Annotated in this window: 17 protein-coding genes and 2 tRNA genes; 10 read left to right on the forward strand and 9 right to left on the reverse strand. The window is 29.5% G+C overall.

What is annotated here, in order from left to right:
• The first annotated feature begins 11 nt into the window (after window positions 1-11).
• The 3 genes from BM335_RS10650 (at window position 12) to BM335_RS10660 (ending at window position 3,084) form a co-directional block, all read left to right on the forward strand.
• The gene (locus BM335_RS10650) at window positions 12-1,079 is read left to right on the forward strand and encodes a hypothetical protein (RefSeq protein WP_090226952.1); all 1,068 of its coding nucleotides are present in this window, start codon (window positions 12-14) and stop codon (window positions 1,077-1,079) included.
• Between the two features lie 21 nt (window positions 1,080-1,100).
• Entirely contained in the window at window positions 1,101-1,331 is a 231-nt protein-coding gene (locus BM335_RS10655; RefSeq protein ID WP_090226955.1) for a hypothetical protein, read from the forward strand.
• 1,342 nt (window positions 1,332-2,673) lie between these two features.
• The gene (locus BM335_RS10660; RefSeq protein ID WP_143102417.1) at window positions 2,674-3,084 is read left to right on the forward strand and encodes a DUF6943 family protein; all 411 of its coding nucleotides are present in this window, start codon (window positions 2,674-2,676) and stop codon (window positions 3,082-3,084) included.
• Window positions 3,085-3,744: 660 nt separating this feature from the next.
• Here the strand turns inward: BM335_RS10660 and BM335_RS10665 are convergent.
• Window positions 3,745-3,818 (reverse strand) — tRNA-Ala (locus BM335_RS10665).
• Window positions 3,819-3,903: 85 nt separating this feature from the next.
• Window positions 3,904-5,220 carry an adenosylhomocysteinase gene (ahcY, locus tag BM335_RS10670; protein ID WP_090226962.1) on the reverse strand — a complete coding sequence of 439 codons (1,317 nt, stop codon included), beginning with the start codon at window positions 5,218-5,220 and terminating at the stop codon, window positions 3,904-3,906.
• A gap of 91 nt (window positions 5,221-5,311) precedes the next feature.
• On the opposite strand from ahcY, the gene BM335_RS10675 reads away from it, so the two are divergent.
• The 6 genes from BM335_RS10675 (at window position 5,312) to BM335_RS10700 (ending at window position 10,841) form a co-directional block, all read left to right on the forward strand.
• Entirely contained in the window at window positions 5,312-5,950 is a 639-nt protein-coding gene (locus tag BM335_RS10675) for a 4'-phosphopantetheinyl transferase family protein (protein WP_090226967.1), read from the forward strand.
• The gene (locus tag BM335_RS10680; RefSeq protein ID WP_090226970.1) at window positions 5,943-6,650 is read left to right on the forward strand and encodes a phosphoglycerol geranylgeranyltransferase; all 708 of its coding nucleotides are present in this window, start codon (window positions 5,943-5,945) and stop codon (window positions 6,648-6,650) included. Before BM335_RS10675 ends, BM335_RS10680 begins: the two co-directional genes overlap by 8 nt.
• A complete protein-coding gene (gene pnuC / locus BM335_RS10685) occupies window positions 6,651-7,280 on the forward strand; it encodes a nicotinamide riboside transporter PnuC (protein ID WP_090226973.1) in 630 nt (209 codons plus the stop codon).
• A complete protein-coding gene (locus BM335_RS10690; RefSeq protein WP_090226977.1) occupies window positions 7,244-7,816 on the forward strand; it encodes an AAA family ATPase in 573 nt (190 codons plus the stop codon). The genes pnuC and BM335_RS10690 overlap by 37 nt, the downstream gene beginning before the upstream one ends.
• Before the next feature lie 18 nt (window positions 7,817-7,834).
• A complete protein-coding gene (gene arfB, locus BM335_RS10695; protein ID WP_090226981.1) occupies window positions 7,835-8,236 on the forward strand; it encodes an alternative ribosome rescue aminoacyl-tRNA hydrolase ArfB in 402 nt (133 codons plus the stop codon).
• Window positions 8,237-8,459: 223 nt separating this feature from the next.
• Window positions 8,460-10,841 carry a TonB-dependent receptor gene (locus BM335_RS10700; RefSeq protein ID WP_394332777.1) on the forward strand — a complete coding sequence of 794 codons (2,382 nt, stop codon included), beginning with the start codon at window positions 8,460-8,462 and terminating at the stop codon, window positions 10,839-10,841.
• A 51-nt stretch (window positions 10,842-10,892) separates the two neighbouring features.
• Here BM335_RS10700 and BM335_RS10705 read toward each other — a convergent pair whose 3' ends face one another.
• The 7 genes from BM335_RS10705 to BM335_RS10735 all read right to left on the reverse strand — a co-directional run bounded on the left by BM335_RS10705 (window position 10,893) and on the right by BM335_RS10735 (window position 20,830).
• Window positions 10,893-12,044 (reverse strand): glycoside hydrolase family 53 protein, encoded by a 1,152-nt coding sequence (locus BM335_RS10705; RefSeq protein WP_090226985.1) that lies wholly within the window; start codon window positions 12,042-12,044, stop codon window positions 10,893-10,895.
• Window positions 12,045-12,178: 134 nt separating this feature from the next.
• Window positions 12,179-12,250, reverse strand: a tRNA-Arg gene (locus tag BM335_RS10710).
• 31 nt (window positions 12,251-12,281) lie between these two features.
• Window positions 12,282-12,701 (reverse strand): hypothetical protein, encoded by a 420-nt coding sequence (locus BM335_RS10715; RefSeq protein ID WP_090226989.1) that lies wholly within the window; start codon window positions 12,699-12,701, stop codon window positions 12,282-12,284.
• A gap of 763 nt (window positions 12,702-13,464) precedes the next feature.
• The gene (locus BM335_RS10720; protein WP_090226995.1) at window positions 13,465-14,277 is read right to left on the reverse strand and encodes a DUF4382 domain-containing protein; all 813 of its coding nucleotides are present in this window, start codon (window positions 14,275-14,277) and stop codon (window positions 13,465-13,467) included.
• Between the two features lie 563 nt (window positions 14,278-14,840).
• Complete coding sequence (locus tag BM335_RS10725; RefSeq protein WP_090227000.1) at window positions 14,841-16,625, reverse strand: PAS domain-containing hybrid sensor histidine kinase/response regulator; 1,785 nt, start codon at window positions 16,623-16,625, stop codon at window positions 14,841-14,843.
• Between the two features lie 509 nt (window positions 16,626-17,134).
• A complete protein-coding gene (locus BM335_RS10730) occupies window positions 17,135-18,331 on the reverse strand; it encodes an esterase (protein WP_090227002.1) in 1,197 nt (398 codons plus the stop codon).
• Window positions 18,332-18,367: 36 nt separating this feature from the next.
• Entirely contained in the window at window positions 18,368-20,830 is a 2,463-nt protein-coding gene (locus BM335_RS10735; protein WP_218157816.1) for a beta-glucosidase, read from the reverse strand.
• Between the two features lie 94 nt (window positions 20,831-20,924).
• Between BM335_RS10735 and BM335_RS10740 the strand changes: the two genes are divergently transcribed.
• On the forward strand, window positions 20,925-21,758 hold the full coding sequence (locus BM335_RS10740; RefSeq protein WP_245780659.1) for an NUDIX hydrolase: 834 nt from the start codon (window positions 20,925-20,927) through the stop codon (window positions 21,756-21,758).
• Window positions 21,759-22,448: the final 690 nt, after the last annotated feature.

A 22,448-nucleotide genomic window follows, 5' to 3' on the forward strand; every position in this document is an offset into this window, starting at 1 on the left:
TTAAATCAACTATGACATTAATTATTGGATGTATAACTCCTGAATATGGTATAATTGCTGGAGACACGCAGCTTACAACCACAGGACTTGATAGAGATGAAAAAGACAGGTTGAGTACTCAAATTAAGCTTAAATATTATTATCCAAACTTTATGACTGGTATTCTTGGAAAATGGAGCTGGTTTTCTGTTGGAGATAACGGTATTGCAAACTATATTAATGAATATGAAAATTTAATCAATTGTATTAATCCCAGAGAAGTTGAAAATAAATTAGATGGCGCAAGTAGGTTTCTTATTGGTCGTGAAAAAATTGATGCAACATTAATATATATTAAAAAAGAAAATGATGATTTAGAGCTTAACGCTATATCAAATAATGGTTGTCATAAAGATTTGAAAAGATTGGAAATATCTAATTCCCAGTATCTTTTCAATGAACCCTTTAATAGTTTAAAGGATGATTTAGTAACAAATATAATTTACGAACTAATCGGAAAATATAATTTAACTGAAAGTTTACTAGATAATTTATTTTTAATTAATAATGCTATTTTAAAACTTATAACATTGGGCAAAACCCTTGATATATCTAACAAAACAGAAAATGTACTAGGGGTTAAAAATACCGTTGGTGGTTATGTTACAATACAGGTTTTACAAATGAATAAAACATTTAATTTTAATTATTTGTTTCAACCTTATAGCTCGGATTTCAATTGTCTTTTGGATAAAACATCGAATCCATTTTCAAACTACATTAATTGTAATTCTTATATTAGATATATTGATAATCTAGGGATGATATTTAAAAAAATAAAATTTCCAGAATGCGCTGATCTAAAAAACACATTGATTGAATTAGGAATCAAGCAAATTAATTACATATCAGAAAATAATATTTTAATAGGAAGCGATCTTAATGAAATTATAAACGTAATTAATAAAAAATATGATTTATCCATACCAACTATTGAAATAAAAATAGAAGATTCAGAAAGTGAATTTATAGGTTTAAATCTAGTTTTAGATGTTGAAGAAAATAATGTAAATATTGAATATTTAAAAAGATTTATATAATAAGTATTAAACAAAATAATTATGAGAGAAATAGTAATTGCAGCCTTTGAAAATCAAACAGACAATTTTAAAGCTGATTTAAAAAGAGAGTTTGAAAAAGAAATTCCTAGAGTTATTCATCCTCACATTTATAAAACTAAAGTTATTTTATTAACTAAATTAAAGGATGAAATAGAGAGCACAAACGTAAATACAATTGTAGATATTAAAACGATTGAAAGCATTCTTTTTTCTTTTTTATTTGAAGATTAATTTTAATAAAAAAAAGTTTGAATGAAATACTTGTTAAACAATGTTAGCTGATCAACAATCTCCAGCATTATTCCATTCCGTTAACTCTACATTACATAAAGCTTCCAATTCCTCACATTAAGAGCTTGAAAAAAGCACTTAATTTTTGCCTTTGCGCTTTTTTGATTCATTTTCATAAAGAGCTGCAGAACAAGGTGCAGACATTCGTGCAGGGAATAAGGAGTTCTTCATTCCCTTAGCTTTGTTACAAAAAATATATCTGCAAGGGAATTAGAGTGATTGTACTATTTTAGAAATTTTAGGTTTATATAGTTTCAAATAAATACATTGGAAATTCCCTTGCATATACCACAATAGCCCTACTGCGGTGAAACATCCTCGCACGGGCTATTTGTTTATTTTTTTTCACACGCACGCTCATTCCTCACCCGCAGCTACTTTTTCACCCAAACCCTTTAATGATATGCTGCGCAAGTCTTTTTATTGGGTGAAACCGCTGCTTAATAATTTGCGCTCGCCTGCTGCTCACTGCGGGCTTATCGGGTTGTCACAGTTTTTGATAGCATCCATTTTGCATATAATTTAATCACTCCTTATCACTCGCAATTAAAACATATTGCAAACGCGCACAAGAGTAAATATTCCGTTCATCATTCATCGTTTTGGCACTTCTTAAATTTAAATAAGTATCGTAATTAGATTTCTCTTAAGCATCGATGAAGAGATAATTAATTGAGTTCCAAAGTGAAGTGCACAGCACTCTTCATTCTTCTCTACATATCTACACTTGTCTTTCCTACAGCTTCAAAAACTCCGCCAACCCTGTGTTTTCAACATAGTCGTGGCACGCAGTTATGCTGAAAAAGCAACCTGCTCTTGCCACAACACCCTCCGTTCAACGAGCTGGCGGCGAGCTCCCGCTTACGCAAAATATTTCTTTCACGATAAACATTTTTTAAAATACAATAATTCAGTTTTTTAACTTTTAACTAACAATACTGCATTTAGTTCATTAAGATATAACAAGTGTTAGAATCTCACATTGCATCTCTTATAACTAATAAAACTTCAAACATCTTAAACATTCATTCAACTAATTTTTGATCCGAATAAAAAGTATGCAAATTTAATTTCCTCCCTTTCGCCAGCCGCATATTTTGTTGTAAAGGTCAAGATGAATTCCCTGGAGAACCTCCACCTATAAAAATTAGTTTTCAAATCATATTTATAACTCAGGTTGTGTTCTCTAGGGAAACCTTGACAACAAATCCTCGGAACTAATACAGTCATTCTTTTTTCTAATTCGGCTCAAAAAATAGATGAGCCATTAAATTCCAACAAGATGACTGAACTAAGGTACACAATCAAATCTCACAAAATCGGTAGAACCTATAACCAACCACATTTTTACATCCAAAATAAAGGCTTGAATAGTGGTAGAGCTCTTCATAAACCTATACCAAATTGTTTCGTTGTAACAACAGAAACAGAAGAACAGCGTAAATCACTATACTATCTATGTCAAACATTACAGGTAGGAAGGTATTTTAAATATTACATCATTGGAAGTGTAATACCTTTTATTAGAATAGATGATACCAGAAAAGTGCTTAATACAGCAATTCAAAATTATAAGGAACAACAGTGGCAGTTAAAGATAGAGAAGCTTAAAAAGGTTACAGCTTATGAGAAAAATCTAAGGCAACAACTCGAAACTATAGGACAATTAAAGTTAGCTTTGTTGAGGACTTAATTAATTAGGTGAGCTCATCGCTCTTCTGTTATTTGTTCCCGCCCACCCAACCCTTTCCACTTCGTGGAGGAGTAATTGCGTGCGCAGTAGCTAACTTCTAATAAGCATTTATACAGACTATATTGACTTATACAATGAACCTTGTTCAGTATTATAAGTAGTACCTCTGAACTTCTATAGATCGTAATAAATTAAGAGATATAAAAACCAGAAATTACTCCAGCCATAACAGTATTATTACTCCATTTATTCTATTAACATCATTTTAATATGTGAATAGCTTCATTTTTATCAATCTTATAATAAAAAAATTAAATTTTATATATGCGATTACCCACTCTATAGCCCCCGGCCCCGCCAAAATTTAGGGAAAAGTGAAAGTGCAAGAGAGGATTTGAATTCTTATAATTATAATATTTCAAAAAGAGAGGATGGTGTAGTCATTTTATTTTAATAGTAAAAACCTGTCTTATATTTTATACAAAAAAAATATTAATAATATAAATTTATAACCGTTTGATTATATGATTCTTACTCATCAAAAAAGAAAGAAGATTATCCAACTTGTTTAATCTCCATAATTTTAAAATGTTCTGCAAATATTCTGCAAATGAAAAATAAAAAAAGCTTTCAATCTCTTGAAAGCCCTTGTTTTACTAGTGGAGAAGATGGGAGTCGAACCCACTACCTCTTGACTGCCAGTCAAGCGCTCTAGCCAGATGAGCTACATCCCCAATAAAAATTAATTATTTTCAAAAATAACTAAAAAAGCTTTGCTAATAAATATTAACAAAGCTTTTTTTATATAATTATTTCAGATTAATATCTATAATAGTCTGGTTTAAAAGGACCTTCAACCTCAACACCAATATACTTTGCTTGGTCTTCACGTAAAGTTTCTAATTCAACACCAATTTTAGCTAAATGTAAACGTGCTACTTTTTCATCTAAATGCTTTGGTAACATATATACTTTATTTTCATAAGCATCTCTATTATTCCAAAGTTCTAATTGTGCTAGTGTTTGGTTTGTAAAAGAATTACTCATTACAAAACTTGGATGCCCAGTTGCACAACCTAAATTTACCAATCTACCTTCAGCCAATACAATAATTTCATTGTCACCAACAGTGTATTTATCTACTTGTGGTTTAATTTCAACTTTTGTATTTCCGAACGTTTTGTTTAACCAAGCCATATCAATTTCATTATCAAAATGACCAATGTTACAAACAATTGTTTTGTCTTTCATTGCTTCAAAATGATGCGACTGTACAATATCTTTATTTCCTGTAGTTGTAATCACAATATCAGCATTACCTACAACGGTATCTAAACGTTTTACTTCAAAACCATCCATTGCCGCTTGTAATGCACAAATTGGATCAATTTCAGTAACGGTTACTATTGAACCCGCACCTCTAAAAGAAGCTGCTGTACCTTTACCAACATCACCATAACCACAAACAACAACTCTTTTACCTGCTAACATTACATCCGTTGCGCGTCTAATAGCATCAACTGCACTTTCTCTACAACCGTATTTGTTATCAAATTTAGATTTTGTTACTGAATCATTTACATTAATTGCAGGCATTGGCAATGTTCCTGCTTTCATTCTGTCGTATAAACGGTGAACACCAGTTGTGGTTTCCTCACTTAAACCATTAATTCCTGCAGCTAACTCTGGGTATCTATCCAAAACCATATTGGTTAAATCTCCCCCGTCATCTAAAATTAAATTTAATGGTTTTTTATCTTCACCAAAAAATAAGGTTTGCTCAATACACCAGTCAAATTCTTGCTCATTCATTCCTTTCCAAGCGTACACAGAAACTCCTGCAGCAGCAATTGCCGCAGCAGCTTGGTCTTGTGTAGAGAAAATATTACAAGAACTCCACGTAACCTCAGCACCTAAATCTACCAATGTTTCAATTAAAACAGCAGTTTGAATAGTCATGTGTAAACAACCCGCAATTCTTGCTCCTGCTAAAGGTTTTTGTCCTTTAAACTCTTCTCTCAAACTCATTAAACCTGGCATTTCTGCTTCCGCTAATTGAATTTCTTTACGCCCCCAATCTGCAAGATTGATGTCTTTTACTTTATATTTTACGTAAGTTGATGTTTCTGTACTCATATTTATTAAATTTGCTTGTTTATTTAAAACAATTAAAAGTTTATAATTTTTTTAGATTTTGCAAAAGTACAAAATCCATTTGACAAACTAAATGCCTTTATATAAAACAATTAAACCGAATGCTTTTACCTCAATTTTTGTATGGAAAATTGAAGAGTCTTTTGATGAATTAAATTCAGCTATTAAATTAACCGATAGAAGTTTGGGCAGAATTCAATCCATGAAATCTGAATTACATCAACGTGGTTTTTTAAGTGTGCGTCATTTGCTAAAAGAAGCCGGATATACGGATGCTGATTTGTATTATAATGAAAATGGAAAACCTCATTTAAAAGATGGAAAACACATTTCTATAACGCATTCTTTTAATTTCTCTGCAATAATTATTAGTACTGTTGAAGTTGGAATTGATATTGAAAAGAACAGAGAAAAAATAAAAATCATTCAACATAAATTTGTCAATTTTGAACGTTGGTTTATTAGTAAAGATGACGATTATATTGAACAATTAACCGTAATTTGGGGTGGAAAAGAAAGTTTGTATAAAATTTATCCGCACGGCGGATTAACTTTTAAAAATGATATAGATATTGAATCTTTTAAAATAAAAGACGGAAAAACCAAAGGGCATATAAAAGCGTATGATATTGATAAATTTTATGCTATTTATTTTGAAATATTTAATGGTTTTACCTTAGTTTATGCTTTAGATACTTTAAAAAATGACTGATTCTATTTTAGCCTACATACAAAAAGCATCAAAAAAAGGTGAAAAATTATTAGCCATTTTACTAGATCCTGACAAAACTACTTTTGAAGAAATTCCTGTAATTTCAAAAAAAATTGAAACCTTAAAAGCTAATTTTATTTTTGTTGGCGGAAGTTTTGTTGAAAAAGGAGTAACATCCGTTTTTGTTAAAAAATTAAAAGAAAACACACAAATTCCTATCGTACTTTTTCCTGGAGATTATAGTCAAGTAACCAATAAAGCGGATGCATTGTTGTTTTTATCGTTACTTTCTGGTAGAAATCCAGAATATTTAATTGAACAACAAATTAAATCCGTTCCGTTTTTAAAAAATTCCACCTTAGAAATTATTCCAACAGGGTATATTTTAATTGATGGTGGTACAAATTCATCAGTACTAAAAGTGAGTAAAACAACTCCAATTGCTCAAAATAATATAGATTTAGCTGTTTCCACCGCAATTGCTGGAATGTACAAAGGCAAACAATTAATTTATTTAGAGGCCGGAAGTGGTGCAAAAATACCTGTTAACTTAGATTTAATTTCAGAAGTTAAAAAAAATATTACTATTCCATTAATTGTTGGTGGTGGAATTAAAACCAAAGAACAACTAAATAATGCCTTTAAATATGGTGCAGATTTGGTAGTTATTGGAACTGCATTTGAACAAAATAATTTTTAAATGATAGAAATTTTCAACTTTTTATTTGGACAATATTCCACATACGATTCTTTAGACATTGTGTTAGAAATTATAGCTGTTATTTTTGGTTTCTTATCAGTTTGGTACTCAAAACAAAATAACATTTGGGTTTTCCCAACAGGAATGATTAGTACTTCTATTTTTGTATATTTATTGTTAAAATGGGGGTTGCTTGGCGACATGATGATTAATGGATACTATTTTATTATGAGCGTTTATGGTTGGTATATTTGGACACGAAAAGTAGATGCAACGCACGTTACCCCAATTTCTAAAACAAGTTTAAAAGAACATTTACTAAGCTTTCTAATTTTTATTGGCACACTATTTTTTGTATACGTTGTATATAATTATTTTGATAAATGGACGAGTTGGGTAGCTTATGTAGATTCCATTACAACAGCTATTTTCTTTGTAGGAATGTGGTTAATGGCAAAAAGAAAAATAGAAAACTGGATTTATTGGATTATTGGAGATATTATATCAATTCCTTTGTATTTTTATAAAGGATTTACATTTACAAGTCTTCAATATTTTGGATTTACATTTATAGCAATATTTGGATATTTAGCGTGGAAAAAACACTTAAACAACAACCCAGCAACTTAATAAAAGTTGTGTTATTTGGACCTGAAAGTACAGGAAAAACTACCATTTCAAAAATGCTTGCTCGACACTATAATACAGTTTGGGTTCAAGAATATGCACGTGAGTATTTACAAGATAAATGGAATAATAAACGTGAATTATGTGCTGGAAGTGATCAACTTCCAATAGCTTATGGTCAAATTAAACTAGAAAATTCCTTAGCTAAAAAAGCCGAAAAACTCCAAATTTGTGATACTGATTTACTAGAAACTGTAGTGTATTTTGAAAATTATTACGACAAAACCGTTGATCCTGAATTAAAAAAAGCCGCACTATCCAATAAATATGATTTGTATTTACTAACCTATATAGATACAACTTGGGAAGCTGATGATATACGTGAAAACCCTCATCATCGTTTAGAAATGTTTAAAACTTTTGAAGCTGAATTAATAAAATATAATAAACCATATATTTTATTAAAAGGTAATTTAGACACACGTTTAAAAATTGCGACTAAACAAATTGATAAATTGTTAAAAGCTAAATTTATTTAATAAAAAACATTTAAAATATTGAATCTGGAAAGAATTATACACGAACTAAATTTTAAAGCCGTTAGAAGTAGCGGAGCTGGTGGGCAACATGTAAACAAAGTTTCTTCAAAAATTGAATTAATTTTTGATCTTCAAAATTCTTCTGAATTAACTGATGATGAAAAAATACTTCTTACTAAAAATCTACAATCAAAATTAACAAAGGAAAATGTGCTATTATTACAATGTGATGAAAGTAGAAGTCAGCATAAAAATAAAGAAATAGTTATTAAACGTTTTTTAGAACTTATTAAAAATGGTTTAAAAGTTCCTAAAAAACGAAAAGCTACAAAACCAACCAAATCTAGTGTAGAAAAACGGATTGAAAAAAAGAAAAACATTGCTTTAAAAAAGGTGTTAAGACAAAAACCTAAATTTTAATTGTATAAATATTTTTCTAAAACTATTCTAAAATACAATTATTATAACTAAGTTTGCAGTGTCTCAAAAGGGGTGCCAATAACGGCTGAGATCAAACCCAATGAACCTGAACAGGTAATGCTGTTAAGGGAAAACTAAACACAACGTGTTTAATGGCAAACCAGTTAATTATTCAAATCATCGATTAATTACCTCTTTTTAAATCGTTTTATTTTATAAAAAAATGAAACAAAAATTTAATTATTATTTTCAAAAAGTGAAGCTATTAGTAGCTTTAGTATTGATGGCATTTAGTGTTCAAACAAATGCACAAGAATTATTTAAACTATCTGGCAAAGTTACAGATGGAACAACTCCTTTACCCGGAGCCAGTATTTTAATTAAAGGAACTACAAATGGAGTTGCTTCAGATTTTGAAGGAAACTTTACTATTTCCTTAAAAAAAGGAACGTACACTATAGTTGTAAACGCCATTAGCCAGCCAAAAGAAGTTATTGTAAACTTAAACAAAAACACTTTTATCACTATTGATATGGCTGATAGCTTTATTAATCTAGAGGAAGTTTTAGTTTCTGCCGTTCGTGTAAAAGGTTCTTCACCGGTTACACACAGCAATGTCACCAAAAAAGATCTTGAAAAACGTAACTTAGGACAAGACATTCCTGTTTTGCTTAATTACTTACCATCAGTTACAAGTTCATCTGATGCGGGAGCTGGTGTTGGTTATACCTACATAAGAGTTAGAGGCTCTGACGCTTCAAGAATTAATGTTACTTTAAACGGAATTCCTTATAACGACACTGAAAGTCAAGGTACTTTTTGGGTTAATTTAGGTGATTTCACCTCTTCTACTCAAAGTTTACAATTACAACGCGGTGTTGGAACCTCCACAAATGGATCAGGAGCTTTTGGAGCAAGTTTAAATTTATTAACAGATGCTATTTCGGAAAATCCTTACGGACAATTAAGTACTGCTTTTGGGTCATATAACACCCAAAAACATACCATAAAATTTAGTACTGGAAAAATAAATGACCATATTGAAATTGCAGGTCGTTTTTCTAAAATTGATTCAGATGGCTATATAGATAGAGCTTTTTCTGATTTAAAATCCTACTTTTTACAAGGATCATATATTGATGATAACACCTTAATTAAGGTGATAACTTTTGGAAATGAAGAAAAAACTTATCAGGCTTGGTATGGGTTAAGCGCAGAAGAACTTAAAGAAGATAGAAAGCAAAATCCATATACGTATGATAATGAAACTGATAATTATTGGCAAGACCATTATCAATTGCATTGGAATGAGAAATTAAATGAAAAATGGTCTACAAATCTTGGTTTAAACTACACAAAAGGAAAAGGATATTTTGAGCAGTATAAAGAAGAAAGCGCTGTTTCAAAATACAATAATATTGTTGAAGCTACTAGCACCGACTGGTATGGAACTCCAGCAACCGATTTAATAGTAAGAAGATGGTTAGATAACCATTTTTATGTTTTAAACTTTAATGCTAATTACAAAAATAAAGAGTATGAAGTAATTTCTGGAATATCCGCAAGTAATTATAAAGGCGATCATTTTGGTGAAGTAATTTGGGCAAAACAATTTGCAGAAAATGCTTCAATTAGAGATCGTTACTATTTTAGTGATGCTACAAAAAATGAATTTAGCATTTACTCAAAAGCTTCTTTTAAATTAAATGAAAACTTAAGTGCGTTGGTAGATTTACAAGAACGATTTGTAAACTATAAAACAGACGGATTAACTTCCGATAGAAATACGCTTGAAATTGATAAATCGTATAGTTTTTTCAATCCAAAATTAGGATTAACATTTAAAATCAACAATTTAAACAGTATTTACACTTCTTTTGCAAGAGCAAACAGAGAACCTAATAGAGATGATTTTAAAAATGGCGATGATGTTAAAAACGAAACTTTATACGATTTTGAATTAGGCTGGCGTTTAAGCAACAATACCATAAGTTTAAACACAAATATGTATTATATGTTCTACAAAAACCAATTAATACAAACAGGTGGATTAAATGATGTGGGTGAGTATTTAAGAGAAAATGTTGAAGATAGTTATCGTTTAGGACTTGAAATTGATGCTAATATCAAACTTTCAAATATGCTTTCTATTAGTCCAAATATAACTTTAAGTTCAAATAAAATTAAAAACTTCATTTTAGAAAGAGATGGTACAAGTAAAAATATTGGAACTACCAATATTTCGTTTTCGCCAAACTTAATTGCTGGAAATTCAATTAACTACCAACCTACTAAAAATGTATCTGTAAACATATTATCTAAAATTGTTGGAGAACAATATTTAAGCAATACCGATACTGAAGCGTCAAAATTAGATAGCTATTTTACAACAGATTTAAATTTAGCTTATGAAATTGAACCAAAATCAATTTTTAAATCCATTACATTATCTGCTCTTGTAAATAACATCTTTAATAAAGAATATGTTGATAGAGGTTACACTTATTTAGATTATTGGTCGGAACCAGGAAATTCTTTTGAAGTTCAAGGATATTATCCGCAAGCAACTAGAAACTTTTTAGTAGGCGCAACTTTTAAGTTTTAATTACTAAATAGCAGTTCGTGAAATTAATAATTTCACGAACTGCTATTTAATTTATTCATTAAAAGAACCATTGTAAAAGCTCATTCCTAATGTGGCTTTTTTAGTATGATCAAATAACGTTGCATTATCCCAATGAGAACCTTGCGCCCATTGCGTACTGCAATTGGTAGCAACCCAAGCAGGTTCCCAGTAAATAATACCTTCGCCCCCAGCATTTTTTACAATTTCTTTTAGTTTATTTAAATAATTTAATTGACCTATTTCGGTTGCAGGATATCCTGTTACCAATGCATTGCTATCTAAAATATTATTTGCACTATCCGCATTTTCTAATGTAAATGGATACGCAGTTTCTACAATCATCAATCTTTTTTTATAAGTATCAACCAACGTTTTTAATGGCGTAGATAAATTATTTAGTTTATACTCCGACCAAATTGGATAATATGATAAGCCAATCCAATCAAAATCTGTAATACCATTTTCGGTTGCATCTTTAAACCACCACAAACCATTTTCAGGTTGGGCAATATGCAACATTACTTCAATATTTTTATTATGCTCTTTTGATATATCCCGAACTGCTTTTATTCCATTATTTAGTAACGTAGAATTTCTAACCCAATCAATAGGCCATTTTAAATCGCCATGTTGTAAAATCATTGGATTTATTTCATTTCCAACTTGTACAATGTCTGGCAATAAATTTGCAACAGCTAACTTATTTAAAGTTTGGTAAGTATAATTGTATAGTTGTGTTGATAAAGCTTCTGTATTATCAATGTTTGAAAGCCAAGCAGCTGGAATTTCCTGCTTTCCAGGATCTGCCCAAGTATCAGAATAATGAAAATCTAACAATACTTTCATTCCTTCAGCTTTTGCTTTTGAAATTGTTAGTTTAACATCTTCATAATTAGAATAGCTTGTCCAAGTTGGATTATTCCATAAACGAACACGAATTAAATTTGCACCAGCTTCACTAAAAATTGCATAAGGATTTTTTACAATTCCTTCACTATTTTTGTAGGTAGCTCCGCAATCTAACATTTCATTTACATAAGATAAATCAGCGCCATAATAAAAACTAATTTCTTTATCTGGGTTTTGGTCAATAGTATCATCATTTTGAGCGATACTTGAATCTCCGCATGAAAAACAACAAATAAGCAGTATAAGTTGTATAATTTTTAATAGATATTTCATTTAATAAAATTTATAATTGTAATTTTTACATTTATAAAGATATGTAAAATATTTAATTAATTTATATTGATCTTAATATAAAAGTAATTACTAAAATTTAGAAATATTACAAGTATTTTAACTACTTAAAAAAGTAGCTCCACCAGGACTCGAACCTGGATCAAAAGTTTAGGAAACTTCTATTCTATCCCTTGAACTATAGAGCCTTAAATGCTCAATAAAATTAGCAATAATATATTAGCCTTTAAAACTATTTCCAAAAAGCTTTTCAATTTCATCTTTCTTAAAAAATGAGCTTGATCCAAAGGTGTTTAATAATAAATTGTTTTGCATTATTTTAACCAAACGTTCACCGTCAATAATATTATATTGAAATTTAATTATAGTATCATTCCCAGTTTTTAAAATTATTTGATGACTTTTCTTATTTTTAAAACCATCCATTAAAATAGAATAAATACTTTCTTTAAATGCAAAATGAAAGGTGTTTTCAACTACCTTACTTTCAGTAGAATTAATATCGGAATATGTTAAGGCATATTTATCGTTTAATTTTAAAAGCTTAAGGGTATGTTTGCCATTATTTATAAACCCTATTTCTTGACTAGAAACAACATTTGAAAATAAAAATACAATTAGAATAACTATTATACGCATTTAAATGTGAAAATTAACTTAAATTTTGTTTCAAATTAAATAAAAACTATCGCAAAAATAAACTTATCTTTCAGATATTGCCATAAAATATATAATAATTAAGAAACATTAAAAGATTGCTTATTAAAAAAGAAAATATTTATTATCGTCCAAACTGCATTTACACTTTCTGGTGATAGAGAAAAATCAATTTCGGTAGGTTGTAATAATTACATTCCAAAACCATAAAAATGACGAGTTACTTCCTATAATTCAAGAGCATTTATAATCATTCCTGAATTTAAATTATTATAAATAACAAATTGATGTTTAATGTTTGGTTTATTTCATTTATTAGTTTTCTTATTTTAATAGCAAAAATGTTACAAAACATCTAGATGTTTTTGTAAAAATATCTAGATGTTATATCATAAACATCTAGACGTTTTATTTTAACTGCTTTGCTATTTAGCAAAACTTCTTATTAAATTTACACAATTAATTAGTTAAATAACCTATAAAACAATAGTATTAAAAGAGATATTTTAATAAACGTAGGGTATCTGAATTCTTAAAATTTAAATTAAATAGTTGTATTTATAAAAAATATGACCTAAAATGAGTTTATTAAAAGACTGACCTTAAAATATTTAACCTCCATTCCAATATAAAAACATGAATTTCAACAAAAATTTTGCACAAACGTTGTGCATAAAAAAGGTTCAAATAAAAACCCAACTTGTACAGGTTGGGTTTTTATAAATATGCTATTTCAATGTGTTTTTTAAATAGCTGGTACCATCACTATTGGAGTAATAGTAATTACTGTTCCTAAAGTAACGGTAATTAGCGGAGATTCATAATCTTCATAAGCTACTTGGTCAACAATTTTTAATTTATAATCTCCAGCTGCAAGTCCCTGAATTAAAAAGTCACCTGTTAAATTAACACCTGTTTCTGTCACATACACATCATCGGCAGTATATACCTGAACAATAGTGTTTTCTAAAAATTCTCCTGATACATTTCCTGCAATTGATCCTGAATTCACTTCAGCATTAACCCTAATTACAGGTTTTAAATTATACGTTCCAGCACCTGTCATTACAATTGATTTTTGCACATCCCAGTCCAGTATAAATGTATACGTAAAGCCAGCATCTAATGTGGTGTTCAAATTTAATTTTAAACCCGATTGCATAGCACTTGGTGTATTTAGAGGTTTCAAATCCGCTTCCCCGTCTATTTTAAGTGTATTGCCATCTCCTAAAACCAATCTTATTTGTTTTAACTTTCCAGAAGGAATTAATTGATCTGTTAATAAAAGGCTATTACCTGCAATAAGTGTAGTTAAATTAACATTAATAGGGTAATCTTCTGGAGTTCCAAAACTTACCCAACCAGCTTCTTCACTATCACTATTGTTGTACTGAATATCTACAATATTAACATTCACTTCTAAATAATCTCCAGGCGCATCAACTAATTTTAATTGAATTCTTGCTGTATCGCCTTCATCATCATTAGCACATCCATTGACTGCTAACATTACAACCATTACTGTAATTGCTACAAAATAATTTTTTTTAAATTTCATCTTATGTATGTTTTAAATTAATAAAAAACTAATGTGTTACAAATTTGAGAGGTTTAAAACACAAACATGTTACAAAACTTTATATAAAACTTATATAATTCACACATATATTTCTAAATGAAGACTAAAAATATTTACTAAAGCCTTACCTTTAAAAAAGATAGTTATTGTGGCTCAAACTATATTTGCGCTTTCTGGCGATAAAGAAAAAATAATTTCGGTAATTTGTAATGATGCTATTGCAAAACCCACAAAAAAGACGACTTACTATCTATAATTCAAAAGGACTTAAAATAATTCTTGATTTTAAATTATTAGATAGCTAATTTTATTACTTTTTGAAAATATTGCACAAATTTTTTGCATAAAAAAACTTTTAAATTGTTTTAAAGGCTTTAGCAAAAATTGCTCGCTCTATTACTCGAGATTGTAGCCAACATTTCGTAAATTTACGGTTTAAAGAGGTAATAAATATGTTTTAAACCTATATTAAATGATGTAGCTAATTCACTTTTTACTGAGCATTTACTATGATAATATATTTATTATCAATCGTTTAATTATTAATTCACAGTTTGTGGCTTTTGAAAATATTTTTGTATGAGTGACTCTAATTTAGATTTGTTAATAGGTTTTGATATATAATCATTACATCCTGCATCCAACGATTTTTCCCTATCTCCGGCTAAACCATATGCCGTTTGTGCAATAATAATTACATCTTTATTAAACTTCCGTATTTGACGTGCTGCTTCAAATCCGTTCACTTCAGGCATTTGAATATCCATTAAAACTAAATCAATATTAGGATTGTTCTGACAAGCTTCTATGGCTTCTTTGCCAGTTATTGCCGTTATAATTTCATTACTAAACTCACTTACGTTTAAAGAGAGCAACATTTCTGATGTTTCATCATCTTCGGCAATGAGTATTTTTAAATTTTTAATATGATTTTCTGAATTGGAAGTAACATCAATTTCTTTGGTGTTCATTTTTACTTTCAGTTCTACATTGTAAGGTAATGTGAAATAAAATGTTGAACCAATACCTTCTTCGCTTTCAACCCATATTTTGCCTCCAAGCATTTCTACATATGCTTTGGTAATTGACAAACCAAGACCTGCTCCTTGCCTTGCCATTGTATCTTCTATGTCAGCCTGAATAAAACGTTCAAAAACAGCTTGCTGCCTTTCTTTTGGTATTCCAATACCCATATCTTTTACAAAAAACTCTATGTAACCTTCTTTTTTTTCATAACCAAATTCTATAACACCTTTATTAGAATATTTAATGGCATTTTTAACAAGGTTGGTTAATATTGCAAACAATTTTTCGCGGTCGGTTTTAATGATAACTTCTTTTGATGGTAAGGTCTTTTTCAAGAAAAGTTGCATTCCTTTTGCTTCAACCTCTGGTTTAAAAAAAGTATAAATGTATTCTACTTGTTCATTTATATTAGATTCCTTAAGGTCTAATTTCATTAAGCCAGCTTCTATCTTTGAAATATCAACAATATCATTGATGATGTTTAGCATTCTTTTTCCACTTTTCTCAATAACCCTAATGTAATTTTGTTGCTGTTCGCCGGAAAGGTTTGGTGTTTTTAAAAGTTCTGAAAACCCAAGGATTCCATTCATTGGCGTACGAATTTCGTGACTCATATTAGCCAAAAATGCAGATTTTAAACGATCGGCTTGTTCTGCTTTTTCTTTGGCTTTTATTAATTCTTGTTGAGTGCTATTTTGTCTTGTTATATCTCGGCCAATTGAAGTTATTTTAATTATTTCTGTTCCTTTTCGCTCAATATGTAAATTCCATTCCGTATCGGATATTTCTCCACTTTTATTTATTTGTCTATTTTCAAAATAAAAATTGTTATTTTTTGAATTTATTAATTCTTCAAATTTGGATTGTGTATAATCTTTATCTTCTGGATGCACAAAATCAAAAGTTCTCATACCTATGCACTCGTTTGGAGACAAACCATAGAATTTATTTGAAGCATGATTTACAAATAAAATCTTCCCTTGACCATCAACAACTGTTATTAGGTCGCTGGAAGTTTCCACAACATCTTTATATGATTTTTCGCTTTTTTCTGCTTTTTCTTTGGATAAGATTAATTCTTGTTCTGTATATCGTAATAAATTTAGATGTTTTTTAAGGAAAATGTAAAATATGAGTGCGGTAACAAATACAAAAAACCATCCTTTGTATGTTTGAATTTCGGTTAAAAGATTTGCATTATCTATAATCAAATATAGAAGTTTGTCTGAAAATATTATCCAAACACCTCCTAAAAATAAATAGGCTAAGGTAATGCGATATTCAAATTTAAATTTTTTCATTTGTTTTACTTTGACACTCTATAAATAGATACTTTTTCGAAGAGAAAGTTATCATTTAACCAAATTTAAATTATTTTTTTTTTAAAATACCCTATTTTTCAATTATTTAGAATTCATTTTTTAATACTATTTCGGCCTTTTAAAAAATAAATTCTCTGAAATCATCTGTAAAAAGTAGACTAAATTATCCTATCTAATTAAAGTATGTTTTCAACATCTTTAAATTTGAAAAATCTTAATATAAAAGGATTTCAAATCGATTTTCTTGAGACCTTTAGTATATTTTTAATAACAAAAAAGCCTCTACATTTCTGTAAAGGCTTTAACAAAAGTTGTAACCAAGCTTCCGTATTTTTACGATTAATAGAGGTAAACCGAACTCTTTAAACTAAATTGTTAAAATCAGTCCACTTTTTTTAACGTCATAAATCTAATTATGAAGTTTAAAAGAATACTTGATACTTTTGTAAAATAGATTTTTTAGTACCAAGCACCCTAATTAGTCATTTTTATTTAAAAAGTAAAGGAACAAAATCTGAAAGGTAAACTCTCCAATTTCTCCAAATATGTCCACCTTCAGATTCTGAGTATTGATAGTTCATATCTAAATCATCTAGTTTTTGTTTAAACTCTTGATTTGCATCGTAAAGAAAGTCTGACGTACCAATTGAAATCCAATAAAGTTTGTATCCATTTTCTTTTTGAGATTTTAAAGTTTCATCAATATTTTCATAAACTTTTGAAGTAACACCATCTCTGGGTACAAAAGCTGCAGAAAACAATCCAACATAATCAAAGGTATTTGGATAATATCTTGAAATATGCATTGAATGATAACCTCCCATTGAAAGGCCCGCAATGGCACGATGTTCTTTATCGGCTATAACTTTATAGTTATTTTCTGTAAAATTAACAATGTCCATGAAATTCTCTTCATAGGTTCCATCCATTTGTTTTGAAACCATAAATTGAGGTTTGTAAAATCCATCACGACCTTCACCTGGAGCAGCATCCTGAATTACATTTCCATTAGGCATAACAACTAGCATAGGTTTTGCCTTTCCTTGATTTATTAAGTTGTCCATGATTTGTGAAGTACGCCCCAAATCCATCCAAGCTTCTTCATCACCACCAGCTCCGTGAAGTAAATAAAGAACAGGATATTTTTCGGTTGATTGTTCATATCCCGGTGGTGTATAAACGGTTAATCTACGTTTCATATCTAGTCCTGAAGAAGCATACCATCTTTTGGCTACAGTACCATGAGGAATATCATTCACTTTATATAAATCTGCTTGTTCACCACTAATAATAAAAACATTAGTAACAGTTCCAACATCTCTAATTAAAAAAGGATTATTAGGATCAGAAATAGTTAATCCTTCAACAATAAATGAATAACCATATAATTCAGGAGTTAAAGCATTAGTTGTAAAAGACCAAATACCTTTTTCATCTTTTGCTAGTTCAGCTTTACCAGGTGCATCCATTTCACCATAAGGTGTTTGTATTTTTTCAGTTGGTAAAAAATCTCCAGTTATTTGAACAGCAGTTACTTCTGGCGCAAATAATCTAAATGTTACTGAATTATCATCATTTATTTCAGGCGAAATAATTTGTTGCCCACCCCACAATGCCTGTTGACTATATGTACTAATGTGCATGAAAATGATAGCGAAAATTAATAATAAGGTTTGTTTTTTCATGATTTAAATTTATAATTAATATTTAAAATTGATACGTTATTTTTTTAATTCATTAATTTTTTGTTGTGGAATTAATGCTTTACTTACTGTTTCTAAATTTAAATCTTCTGATACTGTAAATGTATTTTTATCTCTAATATCTTTAGATGATGCACCTACTTTTAAAATATATTCGCCAGATTCTACAACCCAACCAGAGTTTTTTTCATTAAAAGAAGCAAAATCCATTGCTGCTATTTTAAAAGTTATTCTTTCGCTTTCACCAGGTTGAAGTGATTTGGTTTTCGCAAACGCAACAAGTTCTTCTTCTGGTTTTCCAAGTTGTCCTTGAGGAGCGCTAATATAAATTTGAACCACTTCTCTACCGGCAATATGACCAGTGTTTTTAACATCAACATAAATTTGTAGGTTGTCTTCAAATTTGTTAGAATTTAAATGAAGATTGCTAAATTCAAAAGTACTATATGATAATCCATACCCAAACTCATAAGCTACAGGAACACCAAAAGTATTGTAATAGCGATAGCCAACATATATACCTTCTTCATAAACAATTTCCCAAGGAACACGTTTCATAAATGAAAATCCTGATTGGTCTGGCTTATCATCTTCTTCGCCTACTAATTTAACTTCTTGTCCAGGAAAATTTTTCGCTGTTGGTGTGTCATCATACGACATTGGGAAGCTTACTGCCAATTTTCCCGAAGGATTTACATCTCCTTTAAGAATATCAACAATGGAATTTCCTGCTTCTTGACCAGGTTGCCAAGCACAAAGAATTGCATCTGGAAGACTATTCCAACTTGCTGTTTCTATTACGCCACCAATGTTTAAAATAACAATTACTTTTTTTCCATTTTTATGAAACGCTTCAGAAACATTTTGAATCATTTCTTTTTCATTTTCATTTAGATAAAAGTCACCAGATTCAGCTTTACGGTCACCTCCTTCACCTGAATTTCGTCCAATAGTAATTAGTGCTATATCATTTTTATTAGCCATTTTTGCTGCTATTTCTTTTGAAACTGACATTTCAGCTACAGGAACTGTACCTCCCATAAAATCGGTTAAAAAATTTCCTGATTTTAAATTTTTAGCTTTTTCGTTTTCTATATGTTTTGTATATATTTCAGCCAATTCACTGTCTGGAGTAAGTCCGCCATTTATTAATCCGTCAAATAATGAAATTGTATAGGCTTCATTCACATCTCCACTACCAGTTCCTCCTGCAATAATATCTAAAGATGTTACTCCAAATGTTGCAATATTTTTAACTTCTTTTAAAATAGGAAGTGCTTTATTATCATTTTTTAATAAAACCATTCCATCAGTTGCAGCCTTGCGTGTAATAGAAGCATGAGCTTCTAAATTTGGTTTATTTGAAATAGAATGATTGTTGAATCTTGGCGTTTTTAGCATTATATTCAAGATTCGTTCTAGATTTCTATCTAATATATTTTCGTCTAATTTTCCTGATTTAACAAGCTCAATAAGTTGTTCAACTTGCTGAGGTGTTCCAGGTTGAATCATATCGTTTCCTGCATTCATTTGTGCCACAAGGTCACTACCTCCGCCCCAATCAGTCATTACATAACCTTCAAAACCCCAGTCGTCTCTTAAAATTTTTGTCAGTAGATCTTCACTTTCAGAAGCATAAGTTCCGTTAATTTTATTATAAGAAGACATAACAGTCCAAGGTTGCGCTTCTTTAACTGCTATTTCAAATCCTTTTAAATAAATTTCTCTTAATGCACGTTCACTAACAATAGTGTTTACAGATAGGCGATTGGTTTCTGAATTATTAGCTGCAAAATGTTTAATTGAAGTTCCAACTTCATTTGATTGTACACCGTTAACCATGGCAGCAGCCATTTTACCTGTTAATAATGGATCTTCTGAATAATATTCAAAATTTCGACCACATAAGGGATCTCGTTGAATATTTAATGCAGGTGCAAGCAAAATATCTGAACCATATTCTTTTACTTCTTCTCCCATTGCTTTACCTACACTATAAACTAAATGAGTATCCCAAGTTGAAGCTAAAACAGTTGCTATAGGAAAAGCTGTACAATAAAAAGTTTGATTAGTATTTTTATGAATAGGCTTAATTCTTAAGCCTGCTGGCCCATCTGTAAGAACTTGACTTGTAATATTTAAAGAAGAAAATTCAGCAGTTACTCCAGCTGTTCCTGGAAGATAAGTCCATAGTTTTTCAACCATTTTTATATAATTAGTGTCTTTAGATTTTACAATTCCATTAAATCCTGAAGGCATTTTAGCCAATATAGAATCAGGCATAAATTTTGTCATTTCTTCAGGTAACTCTATGAGCATACCTGTGCCAATTACCAATTGTGCTTTTTGCTCTAGCGTCATTAATTTTAACATTTTTTGTACTTCACTAATTTCTTTTTCTTTTTTACAAGCTGTAAAAAGTGAAAAACTAAATATACATACAAAAATGAAGGTTGCGGTTTTTAGATTTAGATGTTTCATTAATTATTAATTAGGTTTGGTTTTTAATTTGAAATATTTCCTTTTACTTTTTTTATTTTGTATTAATTATACTTTAAAGTGTCAATACGACACAATGATACAAATTTCATTTGAAATTTCAAATGAAATTCATCATTTATTGCTATTTTGCGCTCATAAATTATTTAATAAAAAATTGGCTATTTCAATTACAAATACTGGAAAAAATTTTTTGAACCACATTTCATTAGATTGTGTAATTTTTGGATTTCATGAAGGTGAGCTAAAAGTGTTATCTCTTTTCTATGAATCTTTAAAACTACATTCTTTACCTGGAGGGTTTATAGGAGTTAATGAGTCACTTGAGGAAGCGGCCCAAGTAGTTTTAAAAGAAAGAACTGGGTTAGATGCTATTTTTTTAAAACAATTTCAGGTTTTTAGTGACTTTGAGCGTTCTAAACAGAATCCCTTAGTTGAAAAAATTACTAAATCTAATACTACAATTAATTCTGATTTTTTTGATCAGCGATTTATTACTGTTGGGTTTTACGCACTTGTAGAATATACGAAAGTGAATCCTACACCCGATTTTATCTCAGACAGTTGCAAATGGGTAAGTTTAAATGAAAAAATCGATTTTATATTAGATCATTCTAAAATAATTAACAAAGCACTCCAATCACTTCGAGAACAACTAAATAGTCAACCAATAGGATACAATCTTCTGCCTGATAAATTTACAATGTCTGAATTGCGAGTACTTTATGAAACTATTTTGGGGAAAGAATTAGATAGAAGAAATTTTCAACGTAAAATAATGTCGTATAATATTTTAAATAAATTAAATGAACGCAGAAAAGGAGGAGCTCACAAATCGCCTTTTTTGTTTGAATTTAATCTTGAAAATTATGAGAAAGCCCTTAATGATGGTTTACAAGGAGGGTGGTAATATATTGAGTTACTTTAAGTTTAAAATAATGAATTACATAAATAGTAAAGGCATTAAAGCAAATAAAAAAGCCTCTACATTTCTGTAAAGGCTTTAACAAAAGTTGCTCCCCCTCTTGACAGAAGCTGCAGCTGGAATTCAATAATTCAAAACTCAATTATAATAAAATTAATGAGTTAACTCTTATCATTCTAAAAGATGATCAACATTTCGTTAATTTCCGTTTATTGAATTTGTGATTTCTTATAATAACCACTAGCTAGAAATTGTTAAAATCAGTCCACTTTTTGCTGACGATTTACAATTTCATTGGCTTCTTAATAAATGAATTATTCTAAACTTTTATATTTATATGCATCAGATGCGATAGAACCAAGAAGTATAGGTTTTAGAAATTTATCCGGCTTTTTGCTGCAAGTCTAGATGAAGTTTGAGGCCGAATGGGATGTTTAAGGTTTTTTAGCTTATAAAAAAATGAGAAGCGGTCTCATAAAATTAAATAAATGGTAATAAAATTGAAATAAGTGGTTTTTTATTGTAACTTTAAGGAAATCAATGTATTGTAAAAACATCAAAAGAAAAGTAAGTTTAATATTATTTGTTACATCTAATATATGTTTAATGGGTTTTGTTGTTATTTTAAATTATAAGGAGAAATAAATTATTATAAGTTACCTAAAGTTTTAATTA

This window comes from Lutibacter maritimus (assembly GCF_900116115.1).
Classification (GTDB): domain Bacteria; phylum Bacteroidota; class Bacteroidia; order Flavobacteriales; family Flavobacteriaceae; genus Lutibacter; species Lutibacter maritimus.